The sequence below is a fragment of the bacterium genome (genome assembly GCA_039961635.1).
In the GTDB taxonomy this organism is placed as follows: domain Bacteria; phylum 4484-113; class 4484-113; order JAGGVC01; family JAGGVC01; genus JABRWB01.
The window spans coordinates 16,139-38,544 of the sequence record JABRWB010000012.1 but is presented as its reverse complement, the minus strand read 5'-3'; the positions used below and the strand labels follow the sequence as shown (position 1 = coordinate 38,544).

Genomic DNA, 22,406 nt, shown 5'->3' with positions numbered 1-22,406 from the left:
TCATATCACCGGGGGTTTTCCAGCATGAGCCAAAGCGGGCTTGAGAAGCGCGAAATATTCGCGGTTTCCTTTGTGGCCGGCAACCGGACATTCGAACAGCCCTTGACAAGACAACCCCTCGCGTTCCAGCCTTTCCACCGAGTAATCCAGAATCCGTTTTCTAAGCGCATCGCCCTTGACCACTCCGCCTTGCCAATCCGGCTGGACGCACCACTGTTTCGGGATTTCGAATTGGGGTTTGACCAGCGCCAGTACCGCGCCTCCTTCGACCAATAGCTTCGCCGGAGCGGGCAGCGCAACCGCAAGCGAAATGTGATTGAGATCTGCCGTGATCAAATCAACCGATTCGCCCACCTGTTCAGCCGTAAGAAACCTTGCATTTGTCCTTTCGTGAACGGCCACCCTGGGATGATTTCGCAACACCCAGTCCAAAACTCCGTATCCCACGTCAACAGCATGCACTTTCGCCGCGCCGTAAGCCAGCAGCACGTCGGTGAACCCCCCCGTCGAGCAGCCTAGATCCAGGCAGACCTTGTCCGCGGGCGATACTCCGAAATGCAGCAGTGCCGCTTCCAGCTTCAATCCTCCGCGGCTCGCCCACTCGCCCGGTTTGCAAAGAGCCTTTATTGCGGCATCCGGATTGACCGGCATTTCCTCGTCGTACGCGTTTTTTCCGTTTACCGTCACCCTGCCCCTGCGAATCAGCATTCGGGCCGCCTTCAAATCATCCGCGGCCCCGTTCGTAACCAGGAGTTGCGCCAGATTGTCCACATTCATTTCAATCGGGCGGCGCAGATACCCGCGCACGGATTATCGAACCACCCCGTAGCCGTAGAGAAACAGCAATGTGACGATTGCGCCCAGTATCGAGCCCACCACGACTTCCGCGGGATTGTGGCCCAAAAGCTCCCGGTATTCCTCGCGGAACTTGGTGTCGGGCTTTAAGAACTTGCCCGCAAGAAGCTGCGGAATGATGTCGTTCAGCGCCGCCGCATGCTCCCCGGCGCTGCGCCTGATTCCGGTGGCGTCGTACAAAACGATTGCGGTGAACACAGCTGTGATAGCGAACTCGATGCTGTCCCAGCCGCGGATCAGCCCCACGCTGGTGCAAATGCTCGCGACGAGCGCGCTGTGCGAAGAGGGCATGCCTCCCGTGTCGATAAGCTTGGCGACGTTGATACGCCCTTCCTGAACGAGCGAAATCACCAGCTTTATGCACTGGGCGAGAACCCATGAAAACAGCGCTGCCCAAAGCGGCGCGTACTTCACGAATAATTCGGCCATCTGTCTTCCTTGCGGATTTAGACGGCCGATATTAGCCCAAAAACCGCGTTAATTGCAAAACAGGAACATGGGAGCTATTCAAGCCGAATCCTGTTCCACAGTTGCGTAAGGTCAACCGCACCGACCTTGTTGGCGATTCCCTGCAACACGAAAATCTTGTGCTTTTCATTTTCCCGGAAATACAAGACATCCTGGACGCCGCCGAAGAAAGTATCGCTTTCTCCGAAATCGAACGGCTGCGTAAAGGGTGATTTGCCGACGCCGTCGTCGTTCGGATCGATGAAGAACACCTCGTCGGTGTTGAAGCTTCCCGCCAGAACGCCGAGGCCGGGAAGACCTGCAAATCCCGACACGAAGCTGAATTCCTGCGTGAGAACGATAGGGTTGTCCGGGCCGCGCTGAACGATGCCCGTATCCAGCCGCACCCGGTACACCTCTGCCTTCAGGTTGCTTCCCACGTAGGCGACATCCTGATTGACCAGAATAATCGTGCCCGGCAGCGTTTCGCCGAGCGACAGAGAATAAACGACCTGGCCGGATGCTGGATTGAACGCGACAATTCCGCCCTCGCTGCCGGCATAGGCCTCGTATTCCGCGGTGAACTGGCTTTCGCCGGTGCAAACGAAATAGATAATTCCGTCGGGCGATGTGTAGGCCGCGGTCGGATTCACAAACGGAACATTTATAAAACGCTCGAATGCGAAAGCCGCAAGGTCTAACACAGCGATTCTTCCGGGCGCGTACTCGGCTTCTATTCCGCTCGATGGGTCACCAAACGAAACTATCCCCGAAATGGGGACGTACAGTTTTCCGCCGTACGCTGCCATTTCTCCCGGGCCGATGTACGCAAGCGCTTCAAGACCACCTAATGCGAGCGAAACAGACTCGCCGTCAACAGCGTCCTGCCCGGCCCGGTAGCGGTAAACCGCGTTCGTGCCGTTAGCACAGATGTAACAGGCATCTCCGACCCATTCCAAATCGAACGGCCCGGCGCCGACCGGAAACGAAATCGTGCGCACCGCGGCGCCGTCGTACGCGGAATTGACGGTCATCGTGTTCGAAAGTGAGTTGAGCGTGTATATTTCGGCGCCCCGCGCCTCGAATCTGGACGGCGCGCTTCCGGTCGTGAAAAACCCCTTTTTAAGCGCGGCCTGAAGCTCGGCCGGAGTGACCTTGTTGGTTCCGGGCGGCAGCGGCGGATTTGCGGAACCGGAGCCGCCTCCGCATCCGGATGCAATCAGTATGGCCAGCGACGCCGCCGTTGCAATGAACATATTGATAACAACATTCTTCTTCATTTCCTAACCTCCGAGATTATTCACTTTGCATCTGGAAAGATGCGGACACTACACCTCGCGATTTACCGAAAGAAAAAACGAGCGGCCGGGCCGGGGGAAATCCAGGCTGTCCCGGATATCTTCGTCGAGCAGGTTGAATCCCGACACCGAAATCCGCCAGGAATCATCGGGCCTGAAAACAAGAGCCGCGGACAAATCGCCGGCCGCGCCCACATACAGCGAGCCGAATCTGTCGACGGGCGTGGAAGAGCGGTGAAGGAATGAAGCCGACACTTGCCAGTTGGCGGACTCGCGCGATATGCCGACACTCCATTTGCGCGGAGACCTCCCCGCAAGCGGAAGTCCGCCGTCCAGGTATTCCGCGTCAAGGAATGTGAATGAGCCGTCCAGCTTCCATCCGTCCGCGGGAGCCGCTTGTATGTCCAGCGATACGCCCCGGCTTCGCACCCCCCCCGTGTTTTCCGCGCGAAGCCGGTATGCGGATACGGGCACGAATTCGATCGATTCCGAAAACCGGTGGATAAATCCGACAAGTGAAGCATCCAACTTGCTTCCTCGAAATCGCGGGCCGAAATCGAACGTGTATCCGGTTTCCGGGAAAAGCTCCGGGTTGCCGCCGATGAATCCCGATTCGGGATAATAAAGCTCCGCGAAATCGGGCCGTCTGAACGAGCGCGCCGCGCTGCCCGCTAATGACAATCCCGCACCCAGTTTACGCTCCATTCCCAGTTTGCCGCGCCAGCCGACGGGGCCGTCGCTCGCCGCCTCCCCGGACAGTGCGGCGGAAAAAGCCGCCTTGCCGGCGTAAAACTCGCGCCATAGAGTCGCGGCGATTGTTCTCCGTTCAGGATTCCCGTAGGAATCGTCGGAAAGAACCGCTCCATCGATAGATATTTTTGCACCGAAGATACCCCCCCCCGACGGACGCCTGAACGATACCGCGGCGCCGGCGGCGTATTCGGATTGATCAGCATACACCGCGTTTCCAAGATAAGGCGAAGGATCGCCGAAGCCCGTGTGTTGGACGCGCGAGTAGCCGGTCCACGTCAACTCGCCCTTTTCAAACGATTTGTCCGTCGAGGAAAAACCGGCGAGAAAAAGCGTGTCGTCCTGGTGCGCCGAAGGCGTCGGAAATTCCGACAGCCCCGGCACACCGCCGGAGCGGTCGGCGGCCAGCAAAAATGCGGAATCGTCCCGCGCGGCGTTTTTGGTTTGCCAAGACAGCGCGACCGCAACGCGCTCGCGTTCGTTGTTCGAGCGCGTGTAGGTTTTCCCGTCGCGCCGCCCGTAGGTGAAATCGCCGTCCGCAGAATCATAGCCAATGGCCATGACAAAATTCGAATTTCCTGCGTTCCATCCGCCCCTCATCATCGCGGAATAAGTCCCGAAACTGCCGCGGCCGGAGCAAAATGAAGTTCCTGTATCGTTCGCCAGGCGCAAATCCAGTTCTCCCGCGAGCGCTTTCCCGCCTATCGAGCCTGGGCCGCGGGTGACGAGAGCGGATTGCACAAACCAAGCCGGCAACAGCGAGAGGTCGAAAACGCCGCCGGTCGCGGGCGAAAGCGGCGCGCCTTCAAGCAGAATATCGGTTTGGTGCGCGCCCGCGCCGCGGATCGAAAACGTCGTCATATCCAGTCCCCCCCCCAGGCCGCGCACTTCGACGCCCCCGAGCGTATCAAGGACATCGCCGAGCGACTCTCCGGGAATCAAGAAATCCTCGATGTCAATCAACAAAAAATCCTCGCCGGGCAGCGATTCCGCGGACGCGGGTTTCTCGCCTTCAACCTCCACTTCGCCGACTTCGATTTCTTCGGAATCGTCCCGCCCCGAATCGGCTTCGGCGGCAGATTCGGAATTTCCGCCCGAACCTTCATCTTGGCATTCGGCCGCCCCGATCCACGCGGCATTTAGCGAAAGTATCAACCAAATAGCGGCAAGCAGCCGGAAAATCATCCCAAATACCTCCCCCTGCGCATCAGCCAAAGAAAAAACGGAACGCCCATAATCGCGGTCGCCGCTCCTATCGGCAGCTCGCCCGAGGGGAGAGCCGCGCGCGCGCCCAAGTCGCACCACACAAGCGCCGATGCTCCGATCGCGGCGGCCACCGGAACGAGCCGCCGCGCGCCCCCCCCCACGATCAACCGAGCGATATGCGGTACGACCAGGCCGACGAAACCCACGATTCCCGCGGCGGAAACCGCCAGCGCGGCCAGCGCGGTCGCCGCGCCCACGACCCACAGCCGCACCGCGCGCACGTCCACGCCGATGCTCTGCGCGACGGTTTTGCCCAAAAGAATCGCATTGAGTTCGCGCGAAAGCGCAAGCGAAATCGCAAGCCCCGCAACCGCGCCCGCGGCAAGCCACGCGACCTCGCGATATCCGACGCCCGCGAGCGAGCCCATCAGCCAACGCATCACAAGCCCCACTTCGCCAGGCCTGCCCCACAAAACGAGCACGCTCAAAAGGCTTCCCGCAAGAAGCGATAAGGCGACTCCGGAAAGCAGCAGCGTAACGGTCTCATCTCCCCGTACGCCTCTGGCGATAAGCCATACTCCGGACACAAGCGCGAACCCGCCCGCGAGCGCGAACACCGGAAGGGGAATCGGAATATTCGGCAAGAAAATAATTTTTACGGCCGCGCCGAGCGCCGCGCCGCTGGACACTCCCAAGATGAACGGATCGGCAAGCGGATTGCGGAAATACGCCTGTAACAAAAGCCCCGAAAGCGCGAGCGACATTCCGATAAGCCCCGCGCCGAGCGCGCGGGGAAGTCTTAGCGACCATACTATCGTCGAAAGCGCCTTACGGTGGGCGTCATCGGAATATGCGCCCGTAAACAGCGATATCGGATTGACATACTCCTTTCCCGCGGCCAACGAAAGAACCAATCCGAGTGCGAGAAGGGTGAGCGCGATTGCAAGAAGCCGCACAAGCCTCGCATCTCTGGAATTCGCGTTCTCTTTAATAGGGGGGGAGGTCACTCGACATCCTCCAGTCCGTCGAGATATGCGGAGAACTTTTCGAGCGCGTTGAAAATGCGCGGTCCCGGACGCAGCAGCTCGTCCTGATCTATTACGCAAATCCGTCCGTATTTCACGGCGGAGGTGTTTCGGAACGCCGGATTTTTGCGCGCCGCGGAAAGAATGGAATCCGTTGCATCTTTCCCCGCGACGAGCGGAGAATGCCCGACGAGTATAACCTCCGGATCCGCGGAGGCTATTTCCTCCGGCGAAAGCTGCGGCCATCCCTGCGACGATTTCCGTTCTCTTCCCTCCCCGCTCGCGATGTTCCTGGCGCCCGCAAGTGAAATCAGGTCGTCTATAAACGTGCCCTCTCCCGCCGTGTAGTACGGCGCTTCGACTCCTCCGAAATACACGCGCCATGCGTGCGCGCGTCTGCGCGACTTATACTCCGCCATAAGCGCCGATTTTTCGAATTCAAGCCGAATCGCATTATCGCGGCTTGCGCACATAATTCCGATTATCCGGATCGTCTCCAAAACGCCATTGAGAGATGTCGCCTCATCGACCGCAAAAACCGCGACGCCCGCCTCCCCCAGCCTCTCCACGATTTCCCTCGGGCTGACCTTCTGCACGAACACCAGATCCGGTTGAAGAAGAACGATGTCTTCAAGCGACGGGTTGAGCAATCCACCAATTGATTTTATGTATGCAACTTCAGGAGGATAGTTGCAGAAATCCGAGCGGCCCACGAGCCTCCCCCCCGCGCCGAGCGCAAATACCGTTTCCGTAATCGCGGGAGAGAGCGATACGATGCGCTCCGGCGGTTTCGCCAATGTCACTTCGCGTCCCAGTGCGTCGAATTTGGTCAGAGGCCATTCGGCATCGCTTTTCGCCGCCGGGGATTCGATTCCGGCGTTCTTGTTTTCGGGTATGCGTGAAAACGTCGAGTACGCCTGGCGCAGATACGGCAGCGCGATCAGCAGGACGAACACAACCGCCCAGAAGCAAAACGCAAAGTATGCCGTCCGCCGTCCGCGGTATCTCTCAACCATTATGCGCCTCCAATCCTTGGCCGGAAGACGCGGGAAGCACCGCCCTCCCCCCCGAAACGAGCGCCTCGATTCTGAATCCGCCGCCGTAAAGCGACGCAAGCCGCTCTTGCGTCAGCATCTCGTCCGCGATTCCGTCTGCCGCAATTTTCCCGCGCGCCATCAGAACCAGCCTGCCACCGAGCGCCAGCGCGAAGTTGAGATCATGCGTGACGGCCGCGACCGCCGCCCCCCCCTCCGCGAGCCCGCGCAATGTCGCTATCATCCCGCCGACGTGCTGCAAATCCAGATCGCCCGTCGGCTCGTCCGCCAATACAATCGAAGCGCCCTGCGCAAGCACCCGTGCCAGGTGCGTCCGCCGCAGCTCACCGCCGCTTATTTCACCCGACAGCCGGTCCGCGAGATGCGCAATTCCGGCCTTCTCCATCGCCTCCGCTACTTTCCCTTCCGATGCGTCATCGCCCCGCTCCCACAGCGAAAACGCCGCAGGCATATGCGGATACCGCCCCAGCGCGACAATCTCGCGCACCGTCAGCCAGGGCGAATAAGGAAGGTACTGCGGCATCAGTGCGACGGCCTTTGCAAGCTCCCGGCGGCTGAAATCCGCAACCGCTTTGCCGTTTATCTCGACCGTGCCCGAATCCGGCGCAAGCGCGCCCGAAAGCAGATTCAGTAAAGTCGTTTTCCCGCTCCCGTTCGGCCCGCTAATCGTGACCAGCTCGCCCGGCGCGACCGACAGCGACAGCCCGTCAATCACGCGCCCGCCGTCGTATCCGAACGAAATTCCCGCTGCGTTTACCGCCGCTCTTGCGCTCAGACGCCCGCACCCCCGGCGGGCTTCGGAGCGGGAACACATCCGGGCATTGCAATGCGAACGTGCGCGCATAACCGCACGGGCCGCGCACCCGATACAGATATCGCAATGCCGAAACAGCGAAAGCCGAAAGCCATCGCGGCTTACTCCGAGAAGCCCTGAAGTTTCCGCCCGGTCTCCTGACTCGGTTTCAACCCCGCCCGGCGCCTTCTCGCCCGAAGGCAATGGCGTAGTGCCGGGGAGTCCGCCTCACAGTGGCTGGTCCGTGCCGGATTTGCACCGGCTTCCCGCCGACGGAACGGGAGGAGTATAGCACTCGCGGCAAACGCGGTCAATCTCGATCGCGTAAACTTGTGCGGCTAGAAAGCACCTGTTTCGTCGCGGCCCTATAGATATCAATAATAAATTGCGAACTTCAGCGCCTGTTTCGTGCGATCCTGATACGCGATGCAAGGCCCGACGGAATTTTCGGCGATGGAGGCGAAATGGCCAACGTCGCCCAGGCTGTCGATGATTTCGGGCTCGCCCCAGCTGGTAGCGTCCGCATCGGTGGCGCGAATGATGGCGAGCGCGCATCCGTCGAACATCCCTGGCACATTCAAGTGTTGTGCATATGCAATTGCAGGCACTCCACCAATAATTCCTGCCGAAGGCGAAAAATTCGAATTGGAATTATCTATGAATACCCTATTGCCCCAACTTGTTCCTTCGGGATCCAAAGCGCGCATATAGTAAATTCCGCTTCCATTGAAATAAACAACAGCAGGACAACCCGATACTTCTATCGCTGCCACTACACGGTTTTCGCTATAGTTTAGTTCCAAATCATCGAGAGTGACAGAGGAATTCCATTCGTCGCCGTTGGCATCCAGAGCCACGGTTGCCTTTAGCTGGTTGTCATGGACGTAGAAAACGCAAGGTTTGCCACCTGCTTCAACCAACGATACCGAGTATTCCCAGTAGTTCATTCCCCCGGGCTCAAGTTGAACGGGTGCTGCCCAAGATATTCCATCCGGGTCGTTTGCATGGATGAACCAAAAGCCACGCGCAAATCGCGAAAAAGCAGCTGCAGGATTCCCGTTTACTTCCTGCAACGAAATACCAAGTGGATCATGATACATAAGATAATCCACCGACACGGGAGGGCTCCAAACAAAACCTGACTGGTCTTCGGCAGTTGCATAAGCCAGGTAATCGTTGAACAGGTCGGAACTGAATGCCATTGCAGGTTTTCCAAGGATCTCCGATGCAGTGAAAACCAAGCCGAAATTTGAAAAACCGGGATCGATTGGCGCATTCCAAGATTGTCCATACGGATCCAATGCCGACAAATAAAAGAGTACGCCATATTTTGAAATAGCGATGCCCGGTTTGTTCTCACTCACAATCATCGATGGTCGATAGTAGCCATTGTAACCGGAATCCAATACCGTTATGTGCCACTCCTTGTCGTGCATGCTTGGCGATGCAGTAACCGATGCTTGAGCATAATCGCTTTCACCGTCGTCGGACACTTTGACTACCGGCGAATAGCTTCCCGGATGCGTGTAGGTATGCCTGACTTTCGGCGCGTATCCCGAATTGAAATCCCAAACGCCGTCGCCTTCCACATCCCATTCGTAAGTAAGCAACGAGCCGTCTTCGTCAGTGCTACCCGACGCATCGAGCGTCACCGTAAACGGGACTTGTCCAGTTGATTCCGAGACATCGAGCGCAGCCTGCGGACCGGTCACTTCTCCGCCGAAAACGTAAAGATCGCCCGCGGGTACGAAAAGCCTGCCGTCGGCGCTGATTGCGGGATTGTGGTGGACTTGAACCGAGCCGACCGGATACTCCCAAAGCAATTCTCCGGTAGAGGATATGGAAACTACCTGACTCTGGTCATCGATCTGGCCGAAGAAAAGAAAATACAGCGTGCCGTTTGAATCCATAGCCGGCGCTGAAATCAATGGTCCGTTGGCCTCGCCATCGTACCACCCCAAATTGGTGAACTCCGTGCTCCACAATTGCTGACCTTCTTGCGAAATTGAATCCAGGTAATTGGGATACACTCCATAATATACGGAGCCGTCAATCCCGACTGCCGGAGGCCCGCTGCATGCGGTCAACCCGCCTAGCCATAATTCCGTGCCGAGACGATCAAAGGCAACAAGTTTTTCTTGCCACGCGGCAAGCAGAACTTCCCCGCCCAACCCGATAGATATGCCTCCATCCCCATAATAGGACCAGTACTTTGACCATGAAACGCCCGAATCATAGCCAAATGCCTTGATTCCATCTTCGCCAAAAATGTACGCGGTTTCGTCCGGTGCAATAGCGATGCTTCCCGGCCCTTCCGACTTTGCGGAAATCGACCATCTGAGTTCTCCCGTATTCCAATAGGACTTTACGGAAGGTTCCGAGTTCGGAATCGAAGTTCCTGCAACGACTTTTCCATCTTTGGTGCAAGCCAATCCAAGCGCCGCCCCGCCAATAGGCTTGGACCAAAGCAAGTTTCCATAGCCGCGGCCTATCGCATATAGGAAATACTCCGTTCCATCGCCCGCTTTCAGGAATATCCTGCCTTCGCCGTCCATCACAGGATCGTCAATTATGTCGACGGCTTCGAAAAGCACTTCGATATCGCCTGACCGTTTGGCAGCGCAAAACCTGTCAATCGGGGGATCTGCGGACTCGTCCGCCACAACGACATAAACCGCGCCGTACTCGTCCACAATCGGGCTTGAATCCACCTTGCCCGGCAATCCGAGTATCCTCCCAGCCCGCGGATTCTCGCTGTCCACTGCAACCGGCACATCCGCCCTGCTCCGGTGAGTCGCCCAGCGGCCTGGCTGGGGCCAGTTGCCATACGCGTCGCCGTCGGTGACAGTTAATTCGAAAGTCGTTTCGTCGGTACCGAAGTAATTCGACGCGGTCAGAACGCATCTGTACTTGCCCGGATGACCCAGCGTGACCACCGGGAATCTGTCGGTTGTTGTAGAGGGAGTTGCGGCCTCGCCGAACTGCCAGTTGAAGTCCATCGGATACGAGCCGCCAATCAAGGGTATGAACTTGACCGTTTCTCCTTCTGCCCCCTTTATTGGCGATGCGCCGAAAACTACCGGCGATACTCCTTGGCGAATTATGTGAATTACAATGACAACCTCGTCAGAGCCGAAATAATTCGACACCTTGAGATGCACGCTGTAATCGCCCGGCTCGTCCCATATCACAAGCGGCGCTGCTTCGTTCGAGTACCGTGGCGAAGCTCCTTCGCCGAAATCCCACTCCGCCAAAAGCGGCGCGGAGCCGGTAACGAACGGCATAAACGGCACGAATTCGCCCTCGACCGCGGTTTCGGGAAGCACCCAAAGTATTTCGGGCGCGGTTCCGACCGGCACAACCGAAAGGGGGAATTCGAAAGCATGGGAGCCGAGTGCATTCGATAAAGTAAGCGTGGCCTGGAAATCACCATATGTAGTCAGCACGACTTCAGGCGATGCGTCGGTCGCATTATTCGGCAGTGCGGCGCCTCCGAAATCCCAAAAATACGTGAGTGGTTCGCTTCCTTCGACCTGCGCCTCGAACGTTACCACGCTTCCCTGGTCGCCCGAAGTAGGTGTTACGGACAAAACCCGCGGCTCGATTCCTTTTGGCGCAATGTTGCTCGCCTCTCCATAATTACCAGATCCGTCGAGCGGCCTTACCACGAAAAAATTTCCTGCCTCCGCCGGAACTTCGAACGAACAGCGCTTGGGGATGCCCGCCCCCGTCGTTGTTTCAACGCTTCCCGGAAGCTTGGCCGAAAAAGCTCCGTCGCGGGTTTCTGACGCGAACACGGCGTAGCCCCAAACTTCGCCCAGGTAATTCAAAGCGATCGGGACGATATCGCTAACACCTATTTCGCCATCGCCGTCGCCGTCGATCCACCTTTTAAGTTCCGGATATCCGGCGCCGTCTTCCACCTTCGAGCCGAAATACATGGCTATCGGCGTTATATCGGCCACATTTACTTCGCCGCTGCCGTCGTAATCGCCCCAATTCGTATAAGTCCAGGATAGCGTGCCAGATTCTTCATCGTAAATGAGATCGGATACCGCGCCGAATCCTGCCTTTGGCACGCTGGATGCTTCGCGGAGTCCCGATTTTCTGGAGGATGCGGATGTAACAAATTCAATGAGCTTTGCGCGCAAAATATCGAAGGTTTGAGGATCGGCGTCTTGCGGTACCTCGAACTCGCTTATCTCCGATATTGCATCCAAGAGCGCGCCGGGGTCCGAGTTTTCAATGGCCGGCGGAACGAGATTTTGAGGTTGCGACGACGGATTGGACGCATCGAACAGCCGCCCGGCTGCACGGCAACTGGCAAAAACAATGACGGCGCCGATTGCAAGGAAAACCGCCGGCAATAACGAATTTCGATGATATGCAAAACGAAAATGAAGCCTGCCCATACGGGTCTCCCTTTCCCGCAAAGTGCGCTCCGATAGGGCGGCACAACCCCATCGAGCCGCCACCTTTATTATATCCGATAATTTGCCTTTATGCCGTGAAATTGAAGTGCAACGGAAATTTGCCTATAAAACAGCAGTTGGAATTAGTGCGATGCAAATCCCTACCCCCACGGGTCGATCGTCACCTTGCTGGCCCTGCGGCCTTCTAGAAAAATGGATTTCAGCGCCGCGTCTATTTCTTTCAGCGCGAACCGGTTCGTGATGACCGGAGACGGGTCCACGCGCCCCGCCATAAGAAGGTTGCGGCTCTGGTACCACGTCTCGAACATCTTGCGGCCGTTGATACCCAGAATCTTCGCCCCCTTGAAGACGACGCCGTTGTTCATGGGCCACGAAATAACGTCCTGCGTGCTTATTCCGAACGCGGTGAATGTGCCCGCTTTTTTAAGCACGTTGAAGCCGAGGTTTATCGCAGCTTGAGCTCCGGACATTTCAAGCACAACATCCACTCCCTCTCCGCCCGTGTGATCCATGATAAACGCCTTCGGATCTTTTTCCCTGCCGACATTTATCACGTAATCCGCGCCCATTTGCTTGCAGATTTCCAGCAGGAAGTCAACAAGGCCCGTTACGATAATTTTGGTCGCTCCCACCGCGCGCGCGATGCCCGCGGCGAACGCGGCGATCGGCCCGTCGCCCGTAATCAGGATTTCCTTCGCCGATACTTGCGACTCCATCACCGTGTAGCACGCGTTGCCGAAAGGTTCGAGGATGCTCGCGTGGTCGGGATTCATGTCCGGCGGATTCTTCCAGCAGACGGTTTCCGGGAACTTGGCGTACTGCGCGAAGACGCCGTCCACGTCAACGCCGAGGATCGTGAGATGGCTGCAGATGTGCTGGTTGCCGGTGCGGCACTGGAAGCAGAAACCGCAGGGGATGTGTGTCTCCGCCGAAACGAAGTCGCCGACTTTCATCGAGCGCACGCCTGGGCCGACCGCGACGATTTCGCCGCATCCCTCGTGGCCGAATACCAACGGCGGCTTGATGCGCCCCTGCGCCCACTCGTCCCATGTATATATGTGACGATCGGTTCCGCAAACGGAGGTGCGCACGACCTTGATAAGCACTTCGTTATCCACGGGCGCGGGGATGGCGACGTCCATCAGCTCGCATCCGGGCGCGGGCTTGGCTTTCACTGCGGCAAGCATCGTTTCGGGCATTAGCGGTACTCCGGCCCGCCGGATTGAGCACTCGGCCCGGGCGGGCAAGGCCAGATTATATTCCTATCTCCGCCAAATCAATAGGCCGGGCCGGGCAGCCAGCGTGCTAGAAACGGCACAAGCGCATTCTCCGATGTTGTAATTACTGAACCGTCGGCCGGGAAAAAGAAAGTCTAGCCGCCTGATATCGTCTGGCGGATGGCGGCGCCGAGCGATAGCTGCTCCTCTTCCGTGAGCGGCTCCTCTTCGATTACCGGTTTTTCGTCAGCCTCCTTCCAGTTGGGGAAGGACTCGGCGGGCGTTTCGGCGGCCGCGGCGGCTTCTATTTCCGCTTGAGTGGGTACCGCTTCGCCGGGCTCCGCATATACCCAATCGCTGCGCTTGCCGGTGACCAAATCCATCCAATATGAGTAAACGAGCCGCTTGCGGCGGCGGTTGTTTTGCATCTTGCGCTTGCGGAAGACGTCCTTTCTCATGTAAACGTGGCCGTCCACACCGAAAAAGAAGCGTTTGTCAACGCTTCCGTCCCCGTAGGAACGCGTCCAGCCTTCAACTAGGCCGTTCCCGAATGGAAGGGTAGACCGTGTATAAGAAATCGGCCCCTCCACCCATATCCGGTTGTAGGGATCGTACCAGAGCGGAGCGGACACGCCCTTCGCGCTGCCAACCCAATAGGTGAAGAATTGATCGCTATGAGTTCCCTTGAGCGAAATTTTCGTGTATTCGAACAGCCCCGAAGCGTGCTTCACGGTGCCGTCCACCGTTCCCTGCGCGAATGCCGCGCCCGAAAGAAGCGCAACGGCAAAAGCGAAGCTAATTGCGAGTCTGACCATCTGCGTACACCTCCGCGCCTTGATTATACCCCCCAAACACCTTCCGGCAAACGCCTAAACCGAGCCGGAATGCGTCCGAAAACAAATTGACAGCCATCGAAAGCTCCGTTCGCGGGCCATTCGCGGGTTGCCACCTATTTGCAGCACGGCTATAATCAAAGCCGCCGACCCGATTCGCGCGCGATCCGCGGCGGGTGGGCGCATCCCGACGCAGGAGGCCGACGGAATCTAGTCATGTCAACGGCGAATATATCTTGGAGGCAGATCGCCGCCATTTTCGCCGGATTCCTTCTGCTCGTGACGGTGCTGGACGCGATACTGCATTTCGCCGCGCCGTCCGGCATCGGCCCGATTCCCACCCCAATCGCGATTTCCGCGGCCAATTTGGTTGCGCTTTTTGCCGTCCTTTTTTATATTCTGAAAAGCAACGCCCGGACCCAAATCCCGCCCGTGAGGAAATCGCGCCAGGAGCTTGAGTTTATCTTCAATCATTCGGTCGGCGCGATTGCGGTTTGCGACAAAACGGGGCGCGTGCTGGAAGTAAACGAAGAATGGCGGCGTCATCCTTATCTCGGGCAATATGTGGAGCTGATTCCAACGCGCTCGCTGCTGGTGGCGAACCTGTTTGACGATTCCAGCAGGCAATCGGTCATCGAGTCTTTCAAATCGCTGAAACAGAACAAGCAAAGGTGCAAATTGACGCTTATCCAGCAGCTTCCCAGGGAAAGGTACAGCTTTACCGCCACGCTGGATTTCCTTCCCGCCGGAGGCGGAAAGGTGCTCGTCCGTTTGGAGGATGAGTCCAAGTACCGGGAGGCTCTGGGAATGCTGACCGAGCAAAACCTGGCGCTGTTGGACGCGGAATCGCGATACAGCCAGGTCGTTGCGAAGGCCGGCGACGCGATCGTTCTTATCGACGCGGAAACGCTGGTCATCACCGAATGCAATCCGGCCTTCGAAAGATTGACGGGCTGCAATGCGTTCGACTTGCTTGGCAAAAACATAATTTACATATTCCCGCCGGAGGAAATCGAGGACGCGGCGGAGCTTTTCCGTCCGATGGAGCCGGGCGAAAGCCCGCGCTCGCTGGATCTCGAACTTGTGGGCGCGGACGGCAAACGCGTAATCGCAAACTTTCGGACGGTGCGGCTGGATCTGGGCGACCAGGTATACATCCTCGCCATCGCCCGCGACGTGACGGAGAGATACGAGCTCGAACGCGATTTGATAGCCAGGAATCTGCTTTTCAGCAGGATCGTCAAAATCGGCAAGGCGCTTAATGAAAGTTTGAAGCTTTCCGACATAGTGGACACGCTGGACAGGGAGCTGAAGGATCTTTTCCACTACACCAGGTTCTCGCTGTTGCTTGCCGACGAGCAGAACCTGGGAGCATTCCGGGCCGAATGCCGGCCTCCTAATCCGGCGAGATATCCGCTGGGGGAAGATGTGGGCGTTCACAAAAGCCCGCTTTGGCAGTCTTTCAAAAGCGGAATGCCTTCGCAACTGTTCGTCGGAAAGCTCGACGTCAACACCCTTGAAAGTTTCGGCGTGACCGAAGCATACCCCGGAGCGATTCAGTCGCTTCTCGTGGTAAACATGATTTACAAGAACGAATTGCTCGGCCTGCTTGTGTTTGAAAGCGACAAGCCGGATTCGTTCGATACTCCGACCATCAGCTTCATCACCCAGTTGTCCAGCCAGCTTGCGGCGATTCTCCAAAACGCAAGGTTGCTGGAGTTTGAAAAGCGCAGGAGCGAGCAGTTCGCGCTGATTTACAAGCTCTCCCAGCGCGTTCTGGAGTCGCTTCATATCGACACGATTTTGAAGGAAGCCGGCCGCAATCTCATCGAGTTGTTCGGCTACGACAACGTTTTTCTTTTTCTCGTAGACGAAGCTATAGGAAGCCTTTACCTTTACAGCTCGGTCGGAAAAGATGGAGACTACATAGATGTCGGGCTGCGCGTGCCGGTCGGTGAAGGTTTGATCGGAATCGCCGCCCAAAGCGGAAAGACCCAATTCGCGCCTGACTGCTCCAAAGACGAGCGGTTCGTGAACCACTTTCCCGGTGCGCTGAACATCCAGAGCGAAATCGCAATCCCGATTACCAAGGGCAGGCATATTCTGGGAGTTCTGGACGTTGCCAACCGCGCGGCGAATTCCTTCAAGGAATCCGATATCGCGGTTCTCGAAACGGTCGCGAGCCAGCTCGCCAGCGCGCTCATGAACGCATACAACTTCGAGAACCTGAAAGAACACAGCGAGGCGCTCGAAGCGTACAAGGAGCATATTGCCAACGACCTCGAATTGGCGAGCCGCATTCAAGGCAACCTTCTTCCGGTAAATTTCGTAAATTCAAAACTCGAACTTGCCTACCGATATCTTCCTCACGCAGGCGTGGGAGGAGACTACGCCAAGGTTGTTGAAAAAGACAACTGGCTTTATTTGATTATCGGCGACGTGAGCGGACACGGAGTTTCCGCATCCCTGGTGATGAGCGCCGTAAACAGCCAGGTTGAAAGAATGATATCTTCATCCAAAAGCCCGGCCGAAATCGCCGAAGAAATCAACCGCTTCATTGCGGAAAACTTTGAATTCATGGGTCTTTACCTGACGTTTTTCTGCGGAAGGCTGGACACTGAAACCGACAAATTCGAATACGTCAACGCGGGACATCCCGCGGTCATCGTGCAGAATCCCCAATCCGCCCCTGTGAAGTTGACTTCATCGAATTTCCCGCTTGGTTTGATCGGCAAAAACATTGCCGGGGGATTTGCGGAGGACGTCATTTACATACACCGCGGCGGAAGAATCGTGATGTACACGGACGGACTGCTTGACGAGAAAAACGACGGCTATAACGAGGAAATGCTGATTGCGGATTTGGAGCTGCTTAAAAACGAACACGTAAATTACGTGGCCAACAGAATTGTCGAACTATCATCCGATGCGTTTCCGGGCGAAGCGAACGACGACAGACTGTTGGTAATAGCCGAGTACAGGGAAAAAGTACAAATACTCGAGTATTTTTCCACCATATCCGAAGTGGACAAGGTAATCGCCAAGCTCGTGGATTTGTGTCATGCCTCGGGGTATTCCGAGGAGGAAACCATGATATTGAGACTCAGCTCCTACGAGATGATGGTGAATTCCGTCAAGCACGGCCACAAATTCGACGAGCAGAAGCGCGCATATATCAAAGGCGAATTGCTTGACAAAGGCTGGCAGTTCACGATCCGCGACCAGGGCTGCGGCTTCGACTATGAATCGATCGGTGTCGTTATGCCCGACGACGAGGATTTCTTCAGAACCAGCGGGCGCGGAATCAACCTTACGCGCAGGATATTGGACAAGGTTTCATTCGAAGACGGCGGAAGGTGCGTTATCCTGGAGCGGAATTTTCCGAACGGCAGCGCGCCCTAACTCCCCCCTATGCCCCCCGCTTCGTAATCTTCGTCCAGCAAGTCGAAATCATCCTCCAGTTCGTCGAACGATTCGGTCGAATTGTCGGTTTTGTTGTGAAGCTGAGTGATGAAATGGGAAAGCTCGGTCAGGTAAAAAGACAAATCAAGGTCGATTACCATTACGTTTTCCGGCGTTTTCACGTGGCCGCCGCTCGTATTCAAAATTCCTTCCACGCCGGCGTCAACGAGATCTTCGATCACCTTCGGCGCCTGGTCGCCCGTGACGGCGACGATCGCGATTTTGATTCCCTCCTGTTGAACTATCCGCTTTAGATACTTGGAATTTTGCACCGGAATGCTTTGGATTATGCTTCCCACCTTTGCCGGATTGCTGTCGAACGCGTACTTGATGTTGTAACCCGCCTGTTGGATCTTTTTATTCGCCAAAATGGAAGTGCCGATTTTGCCCACTCCGACGAGAACGACGTCCCATTTTTGATCGATTCCAAGGAGCTCTTCGATCTCCTTGATCAAATCCTTGACTACGTACCCCTTGCCGCGGATGCCTTCGGCGGCCAAATGGAGGCTGAAATCCTTGCGAATCGTGGGCGAAAGAATGCCTGTCGCCCGCTCCATTTCGTCGCTCGTGACGGTTTCCTTTTGCTGGTGCTCCAGGATCCTGAGCGCATAAAGGTAATTGTAAAACCTGTAATCGACCTTTTCCTTGATACGATGCCGCCTAACCATCTTGCAATAAACCTCCTTGCGGGGCTTGTGCCATCTTGCCCCGGCAATCACAACGATTGTGGGACAAAACGCATTCAAAATACCACCATTCTTTAAGCCATGCCACATTGTACCATCCGTCACGAAGAATGTAAAGGCCGGAATTCACATGCCTCGCTCCATTAAAGGACTTGTTTTGGCAATCCGGACGAAGGCTGCGGAAGCTTATTCGATCCATCTTGACTGCAATCCAATCCGTTTTCCGGTTGACTCGCGTGGTATTCTGTCGCGGTCCGTTCAACCATGGATGCAATGAAAATCGGAATTCGGCGGCACATAGAAGACGAGCGCCTTGCGCTCGGGATTGTGCGCGCAAAGGGGCTGACCGTACGCCCCAGCTCCGCGGAGTTTGTTGCCAAAATCGAGCAGCTCGCAGCCGACATCCTTGCCGGCAAAAGTGGAATTTCCGACGATGCAAAATCCAAAGTGCGCAACATGCTGAAAATAGACGGATTCTCTCCGAGCGGCCGCAACCGCCCTGCCAGCGAATACCTATTGAGGGAGCTTGAGCGCACGGGCAAGTTCAAATACATCAACAACGTCGTTGACATCAACAACTACATTTCTTTGAAAACGGCGCTGCCGATCAGCATTTTCGACACCGGCAAGATGGCGGGGGCAATGGTAATCCGAACCGGAAACGTCGGCGAAGCCTACGTTTTCAATCCGGAGGGGCAAATTATTGATGTCAAGCGGATGATCGTCTGCTGCGAGGAACAGCCGGACTACACAAGCATCCCATTCGGCTCGCCCATCAAGGACAGCATGTACTCCAAGGTGAATCCCGGATGCAACCAGGTTCTTGGCGTCATCTACTCCACGCCCCAGCTTTATTCCGCGCCGCAACTGGAGTCGATTTGCCGCGAGATGGCGGATTTGCTGAAAAGCGAAGCGGACGCGGCCGAAACGGCGATCGAAATCCGCTGACCTTCCGGCCGAAAAAAAATGGCCCCGAATCGGGGCCACTTGGAGGAGAGATGTGAGCATTTTCAATTCTTTGGCCAAGGCGGCTACGCCCGTCCGCCCAGGCGCATCGGCTTGTGCTCCTCGATGAATTTCTTGACGCTTGCGATGTCCGCGACCCTCTTTGCAATCACGAACTCCGGCTTGTTATCGCGGCTCCAGTCGCCTTCGGGCAATCCGCACTTGAACACAAGCTTCGCGCCCACCTTTACGTCCGACTTAGAGCCTTCTGCGCCGCCGATGAAATACTGCGTATCATCGGTAAGCTTCACCTTTATCTGATCGGGGAGCTGGCGATGCAGACCCATACCCTCGCCCTGTCCTGCGCCATCACGAGGGGGGCCGAAAAATCCGCCTTCCCCGCCGGGGATGCCTAGCTCTTCACGGGGAAACTGCTCCGGCTTGACGATTACATACTCGCCTTCGATCTTGATCACTTCGCCGTAAATCGGAAGGCCGCGCTGCATCATCCGCTTGCCTTGCTGCCCGCGCCCTTCCATATTCCGGCCCATCCTGTCGCCCCGTCCGCCCGGGCCCATCCGATCGCCCCGGCCATGCGCGAATTTATCTTGCATTTTTTCACGGAACTTTTGGGCGGTTTCCGGATCTGACAATGCCACCAGCAAAGTTTTTCCGTCCTTCTCCAAAATGCAGGCCACTACCTTGTCGCCGGCCTTAAAATCGCCGATAGAGGCTTTTTCGCCGTTTTTGCCAAAGCGGGTGCGCTCCCCGAACTGCACGGTGAGCCTTTCACCCGAAGCGGCCGCTTCCTCGCCGCCGCGTTTCATGTACTTCTCCACATTGATGGTGACGGTGGAAGCCGACGTATTCACGCTGTCAAGGGTGCCGACCGCGAATTTGATCGGCGGCCTTCCTTCGCCTCTTCCCATCTGGGCCGTGGCGGCGCCTGCCACCGCAAGGACAAAAACCAAACCTAAAATCCAGGCATACTTCTTCATCGGGTTCCCAGCTCCTTGTTTGGATCGGCGGCGAGCCGCCGTCGTGGATTATGACGGAATACGGATGCGTCTGTTCACCGCCGAATGCCGAACAAGCAACAAATATCCGCCTCTTCGACGAATGAGCCGCTCCGGTGGTATTCTTAATGCGATGAACAAGCTCTTCTCCAAATGGCACGCGGTGGTTCCCGCAGCCGCGCTCGCGTTCATTCTCGCCTTCAGCTGCCAGGGCGAAAGCAGGGGCAACCCGTCGCCTGCTCCCAATCCAAACCCGCCGGATCCACCGAATCCCCCCGTACAAACAAGTTTCGACGGGGAAAAAGCATTCGACCATCTTGAAGCCCAGATGGCGTTCGGCAACCGGATTCCCGGCACATCCGCACATGTGAAATGCGGCGACTATATAGCCGACACCCTTCGCGGCCTGGGCTTGGAGGTTGAGGAGCAAGCTTTCAGCGTAACGATTCGCGGCCGGGAATTGCCGATGCGAAACATCATCGGCCGGCTGGGCTGGGAAACGGCGCCTCGCGCCAACGTGATACTGGCCGCACACTGGGATACCCGCCCGTGGGCAGACCAGGACATCCCGGCCAACCGCGACAAGCCGGTACCCGGAGCAAACGACGGAGCAAGCGGAGTGGCCGTGCTTCTGGAAATGGCCAGGATTTTCGCCGCCGCGCCGCCGCCGGTCGGAGTGGAACTCGTCTTTTTCGACGGCGAGGATTACGGCCCGGAGCTGTCCGCGATGTTCATCGGAAGCAAGTACTTCGCCGACCGGCTGTCCAATGCGCGGATTCAAAGCTACAAGTACGGAGTGCTTCTGGATATGATCGGCGACAAGAGCCTTCAAATCAAGCCTGAAACTTCAAGCGAAGCTGTGGCGTCCGACGTCTACGCCCGAATACGAAGCATCGCGCAGGAGCTGGGATACGGCGCGCACTTCCTTGGCTCGCCGCTTCAAAGCATCATTGACGACCACATTCCGCTTATCGAAAAGGGCGTACCGATGTACGACCTCATAGACTTCGACTACCCGTACTGGCACACGATTCAGGATACAGCCGACAAGTGCAGCGCCGAAAGCCTGCAAATAGTCGGCACGGTCGTGTCCGCTCTCGTATATATGGAAGACTGATGCAAGGTCGGCGTCCGGAAGTACCGGGCGCCGGAATGGTATGGCGACGACGGTTGGGCTTTTGGGACGGCCGGGATCCGGCAAAAACACGCTCTTTTCCCTGATGAGCGGGCACCGCGCGGAAGCGATTCATCTCGGAGCGGGAGTAAAGCCCCAACGCGCGGTTGTTATGGTGCCCGATTCGCGTCTCGACGCTCTTGCAGCGATCTACAAGCCCAAAAAGGTCACTCCTGTCCATTTCGAAGTGATGAACCTGCCGGGTTTCGGCCCGTCGGACGACCGGAAGCTGGTTGCTTCGATTCTGGCGAATTACCGCAACTGCCAGGCAGTCGCGCTGGCCGTGAATCTGTTCGCGGACAGAAAAGAAGAGGACGCCGCACGGGAAACCGCCGACTTCCTTGAAGAGCTGATGATGATAGACCTGTTGCAGATAGAGGAAATTCTTCCCGCGCTCAAAAAGCGCGCGGCGGGCAAAGAGCCGGACGCCAGGGCGAAATTCGAAAAGCTTTCGGAAATCAAATCCGCGCTTGACGACGGCAAACCGGCGCTGAATGTCCTCGGTTCGGAAGAAGAACACAAACTTGTGCGGGAGTACGGGCTGATTACGACGCGGCCGTTCATGATTGTGGGCAACATCGCCGATTCGGATGTCGGCAGGAATGCGGGGCCGCTGTCCGGGCTTGCGGCAAACTTCGGGGCGGCCTATTTCGAGATCGCCGCCAAGCTGGAAGAAGAGCTTGCATTGATGCTGAATGAAGATGAAAGACGGGAGTTTATGGACGAATTCGGCGTGAAAGAACCCGGACTGAATCGGTTCATTCGCGCTGTTTTCGAGCTGCTGGGGCTCAAAATCTTTTTCACCTGCGGCGATTCCGAAGTCCGCGCCTGGACGGTGGGACGGGATGGCACGGCGCTTGACGCGGCGGCCGAAATCCACACCGACATGGCGCGCGGTTTTATCAAGGCGGACATTATGAAATCCTCGGACCTGATAGAAGCAGGCAGCCCTGCGCCACTAAGGGCAGCGGGCAAAATAAAGCTTGTGGGCAGGGATCATCCCGTGGAAGACGGAGATGTGATCCTGATCCGCTTCAACGTTTGAAAACGCCTTCCGGCCTCGCGCGAAATCGCGTATTGCGAATCGAATTATCGGATTGTACCGGCATTTTGCACGTTTTATATTGACAGCGGCCGTCGCCGCGTTATAATTGGTGGCTCTTTACTTCATCCATCCCATCCCGGGAGCAAAGGAGGTGAATAGATTTGGC

At 56.9% G+C, this 22,406-nt stretch carries 16 protein-coding genes and 1 riboswitch; of the genes, 4 read left to right on the top strand and 12 right to left on the bottom strand.

Features of this window, described 5'->3' with window-relative positions; all coding sequences use genetic code 11:
* The 10 genes from HRF49_02055 to HRF49_02010 all read right to left on the bottom strand — a co-directional run bounded on the left by HRF49_02055 (nt 1) and on the right by HRF49_02010 (nt 13,894).
* Nucleotides 1–807 carry a TlyA family RNA methyltransferase gene (locus tag HRF49_02055; protein MEP0813434.1) on the bottom strand — a complete coding sequence of 269 codons (807 nt, stop codon included), beginning with the start codon at nt 805–807 and terminating at the stop codon, nt 1–3.
* Between the two features lie 3 nt (nt 808–810).
* A complete protein-coding gene (locus tag HRF49_02050) occupies nt 811–1,284 on the bottom strand; it encodes a divergent PAP2 family protein (GenBank protein MEP0813433.1) in 474 nt (157 codons plus the stop codon).
* A 74-nt stretch (nt 1,285–1,358) separates the two neighbouring features.
* Nucleotides 1,359–2,582, bottom strand: a complete 1,224-nt coding sequence (locus HRF49_02045) for a hypothetical protein (GenBank protein MEP0813432.1) — start codon at nt 2,580–2,582, stop codon at nt 1,359–1,361.
* A 48-nt stretch (nt 2,583–2,630) separates the two neighbouring features.
* Complete coding sequence (locus tag HRF49_02040) at nt 2,631–4,535, bottom strand: TonB-dependent receptor (GenBank protein ID MEP0813431.1); 1,905 nt, start codon at nt 4,533–4,535, stop codon at nt 2,631–2,633.
* The gene (locus tag HRF49_02035) at nt 4,532–5,563 is read right to left on the bottom strand and encodes an iron ABC transporter permease (protein ID MEP0813430.1); all 1,032 of its coding nucleotides are present in this window, start codon (nt 5,561–5,563) and stop codon (nt 4,532–4,534) included. Before HRF49_02035 ends, HRF49_02040 begins: the two co-directional genes overlap by 4 nt.
* The gene (locus HRF49_02030; GenBank protein MEP0813429.1) at nt 5,560–6,597 is read right to left on the bottom strand and encodes an ABC transporter substrate-binding protein; all 1,038 of its coding nucleotides are present in this window, start codon (nt 6,595–6,597) and stop codon (nt 5,560–5,562) included. The genes HRF49_02035 and HRF49_02030 overlap by 4 nt, the downstream gene beginning before the upstream one ends.
* Entirely contained in the window at nt 6,590–7,450 is an 861-nt protein-coding gene (locus HRF49_02025; protein ID MEP0813428.1) for an ABC transporter ATP-binding protein, read from the bottom strand. The genes HRF49_02030 and HRF49_02025 overlap by 8 nt, the downstream gene beginning before the upstream one ends.
* 109 nt (nt 7,451–7,559) lie before the next feature.
* Nucleotides 7,560–7,726: riboswitch (cobalamin riboswitch) on the bottom strand.
* A 77-nt stretch (nt 7,727–7,803) separates the two neighbouring features.
* The gene (locus HRF49_02020) at nt 7,804–11,796 is read right to left on the bottom strand and encodes a PKD domain-containing protein (GenBank protein ID MEP0813427.1); all 3,993 of its coding nucleotides are present in this window, start codon (nt 11,794–11,796) and stop codon (nt 7,804–7,806) included.
* A 206-nt stretch (nt 11,797–12,002) separates the two neighbouring features.
* Nucleotides 12,003–13,061, bottom strand: coding sequence for an alcohol dehydrogenase catalytic domain-containing protein (locus HRF49_02015; protein ID MEP0813426.1), 1,059 nt, complete (start codon nt 13,059–13,061; stop codon nt 12,003–12,005).
* Between the two features lie 173 nt (nt 13,062–13,234).
* Nucleotides 13,235–13,894, bottom strand: coding sequence for a hypothetical protein (locus HRF49_02010; protein ID MEP0813425.1), 660 nt, complete (start codon nt 13,892–13,894; stop codon nt 13,235–13,237).
* Nucleotides 13,895–14,128: 234 nt separating this feature from the next.
* On the opposite strand from HRF49_02010, the gene HRF49_02005 reads away from it, so the two are divergent.
* Nucleotides 14,129–17,314, top strand: coding sequence for a SpoIIE family protein phosphatase (locus HRF49_02005; GenBank protein MEP0813424.1), 3,186 nt, complete (start codon nt 14,129–14,131; stop codon nt 17,312–17,314).
* Here the strand turns inward: HRF49_02005 and HRF49_02000 are convergent.
* Nucleotides 17,311–18,042: a redox-sensing transcriptional repressor Rex gene (locus HRF49_02000; GenBank protein ID MEP0813423.1), complete on the bottom strand. Its 732-nt coding sequence runs from the start codon at nt 18,040–18,042 to the stop codon at nt 17,311–17,313. The two genes, HRF49_02005 and HRF49_02000, sit on opposite strands and share 4 nt — an antisense overlap.
* Nucleotides 18,043–18,333: 291 nt before the next feature.
* Here HRF49_02000 and HRF49_01995 point away from each other — a divergent pair, with 291 nt between their 5' ends.
* Nucleotides 18,334–19,008 carry a hypothetical protein gene (locus HRF49_01995; protein MEP0813422.1) on the top strand — a complete coding sequence of 225 codons (675 nt, stop codon included), beginning with the start codon at nt 18,334–18,336 and terminating at the stop codon, nt 19,006–19,008.
* Between the two features lie 83 nt (nt 19,009–19,091).
* Here HRF49_01995 and HRF49_01990 read toward each other — a convergent pair whose 3' ends face one another.
* Nucleotides 19,092–20,003 carry a hypothetical protein gene (locus HRF49_01990; GenBank protein MEP0813421.1) on the bottom strand — a complete coding sequence of 304 codons (912 nt, stop codon included), beginning with the start codon at nt 20,001–20,003 and terminating at the stop codon, nt 19,092–19,094.
* Between the two features lie 151 nt (nt 20,004–20,154).
* Here HRF49_01990 and HRF49_01985 point away from each other — a divergent pair, with 151 nt between their 5' ends.
* Both HRF49_01985 and ychF read left to right on the top strand, forming a co-directional pair.
* Complete coding sequence (locus HRF49_01985) at nt 20,155–21,138, top strand: M28 family peptidase (protein ID MEP0813420.1); 984 nt, start codon at nt 20,155–20,157, stop codon at nt 21,136–21,138.
* Between the two features lie 40 nt (nt 21,139–21,178).
* Nucleotides 21,179–22,240, top strand: coding sequence for a redox-regulated ATPase YchF (gene ychF / locus HRF49_01980; GenBank protein ID MEP0813419.1), 1,062 nt, complete (start codon nt 21,179–21,181; stop codon nt 22,238–22,240).
* Nucleotides 22,241–22,406: the final 166 nt, after the last annotated feature.

What these genes read in the sequence shown, in the direction of transcription:
- HRF49_01985 (MEP0813420.1), top strand. Translation starts at nt 20,155, where the DNA reads ATGAACAAGCTCTTCTCCAAATGGCACGCGGTGGTTCCCGCAGCCGCG.
- HRF49_01995 (MEP0813422.1), top strand. Translation starts at nt 18,334, where the DNA reads ATGAAAATCGGAATTCGGCGGCACATAGAAGACGAGCGCCTTGCGCTC.
- HRF49_02030 (MEP0813429.1), bottom strand. Translation starts at nt 6,597, where the DNA reads ATGGTTGAGAGATACCGCGGACGGCGGACGGCATACTTTGCGTTTTGC.
- ychF (MEP0813419.1), top strand. Translation starts at nt 21,179, where the DNA reads ATGGCGACGACGGTTGGGCTTTTGGGACGGCCGGGATCCGGCAAAAAC.
- HRF49_02010 (MEP0813425.1), bottom strand. Translation starts at nt 13,894, where the DNA reads ATGGTCAGACTCGCAATTAGCTTCGCTTTTGCCGTTGCGCTTCTTTCG.
- HRF49_02045 (MEP0813432.1), bottom strand. Translation starts at nt 2,582, where the DNA reads ATGAAGAAGAATGTTGTTATCAATATGTTCATTGCAACGGCGGCGTCG.
- HRF49_02005 (MEP0813424.1), top strand. Translation starts at nt 14,129, where the DNA reads ATGTCAACGGCGAATATATCTTGGAGGCAGATCGCCGCCATTTTCGCC.
- HRF49_02015 (MEP0813426.1), bottom strand. Translation starts at nt 13,061, where the DNA reads ATGCCCGAAACGATGCTTGCCGCAGTGAAAGCCAAGCCCGCGCCCGGA.
- HRF49_01990 (MEP0813421.1), bottom strand. Translation starts at nt 20,003, where the DNA reads ATGAAGAAGTATGCCTGGATTTTAGGTTTGGTTTTTGTCCTTGCGGTG.
- HRF49_02040 (MEP0813431.1), bottom strand. Translation starts at nt 4,535, where the DNA reads ATGATTTTCCGGCTGCTTGCCGCTATTTGGTTGATACTTTCGCTAAAT.
- HRF49_02050 (MEP0813433.1), bottom strand. Translation starts at nt 1,284, where the DNA reads ATGGCCGAATTATTCGTGAAGTACGCGCCGCTTTGGGCAGCGCTGTTT.
- HRF49_02000 (MEP0813423.1), bottom strand. Translation starts at nt 18,042, where the DNA reads ATGGTTAGGCGGCATCGTATCAAGGAAAAGGTCGATTACAGGTTTTAC.
- HRF49_02025 (MEP0813428.1), bottom strand. Translation starts at nt 7,450, where the DNA reads ATGTGTTCCCGCTCCGAAGCCCGCCGGGGGTGCGGGCGTCTGAGCGCA.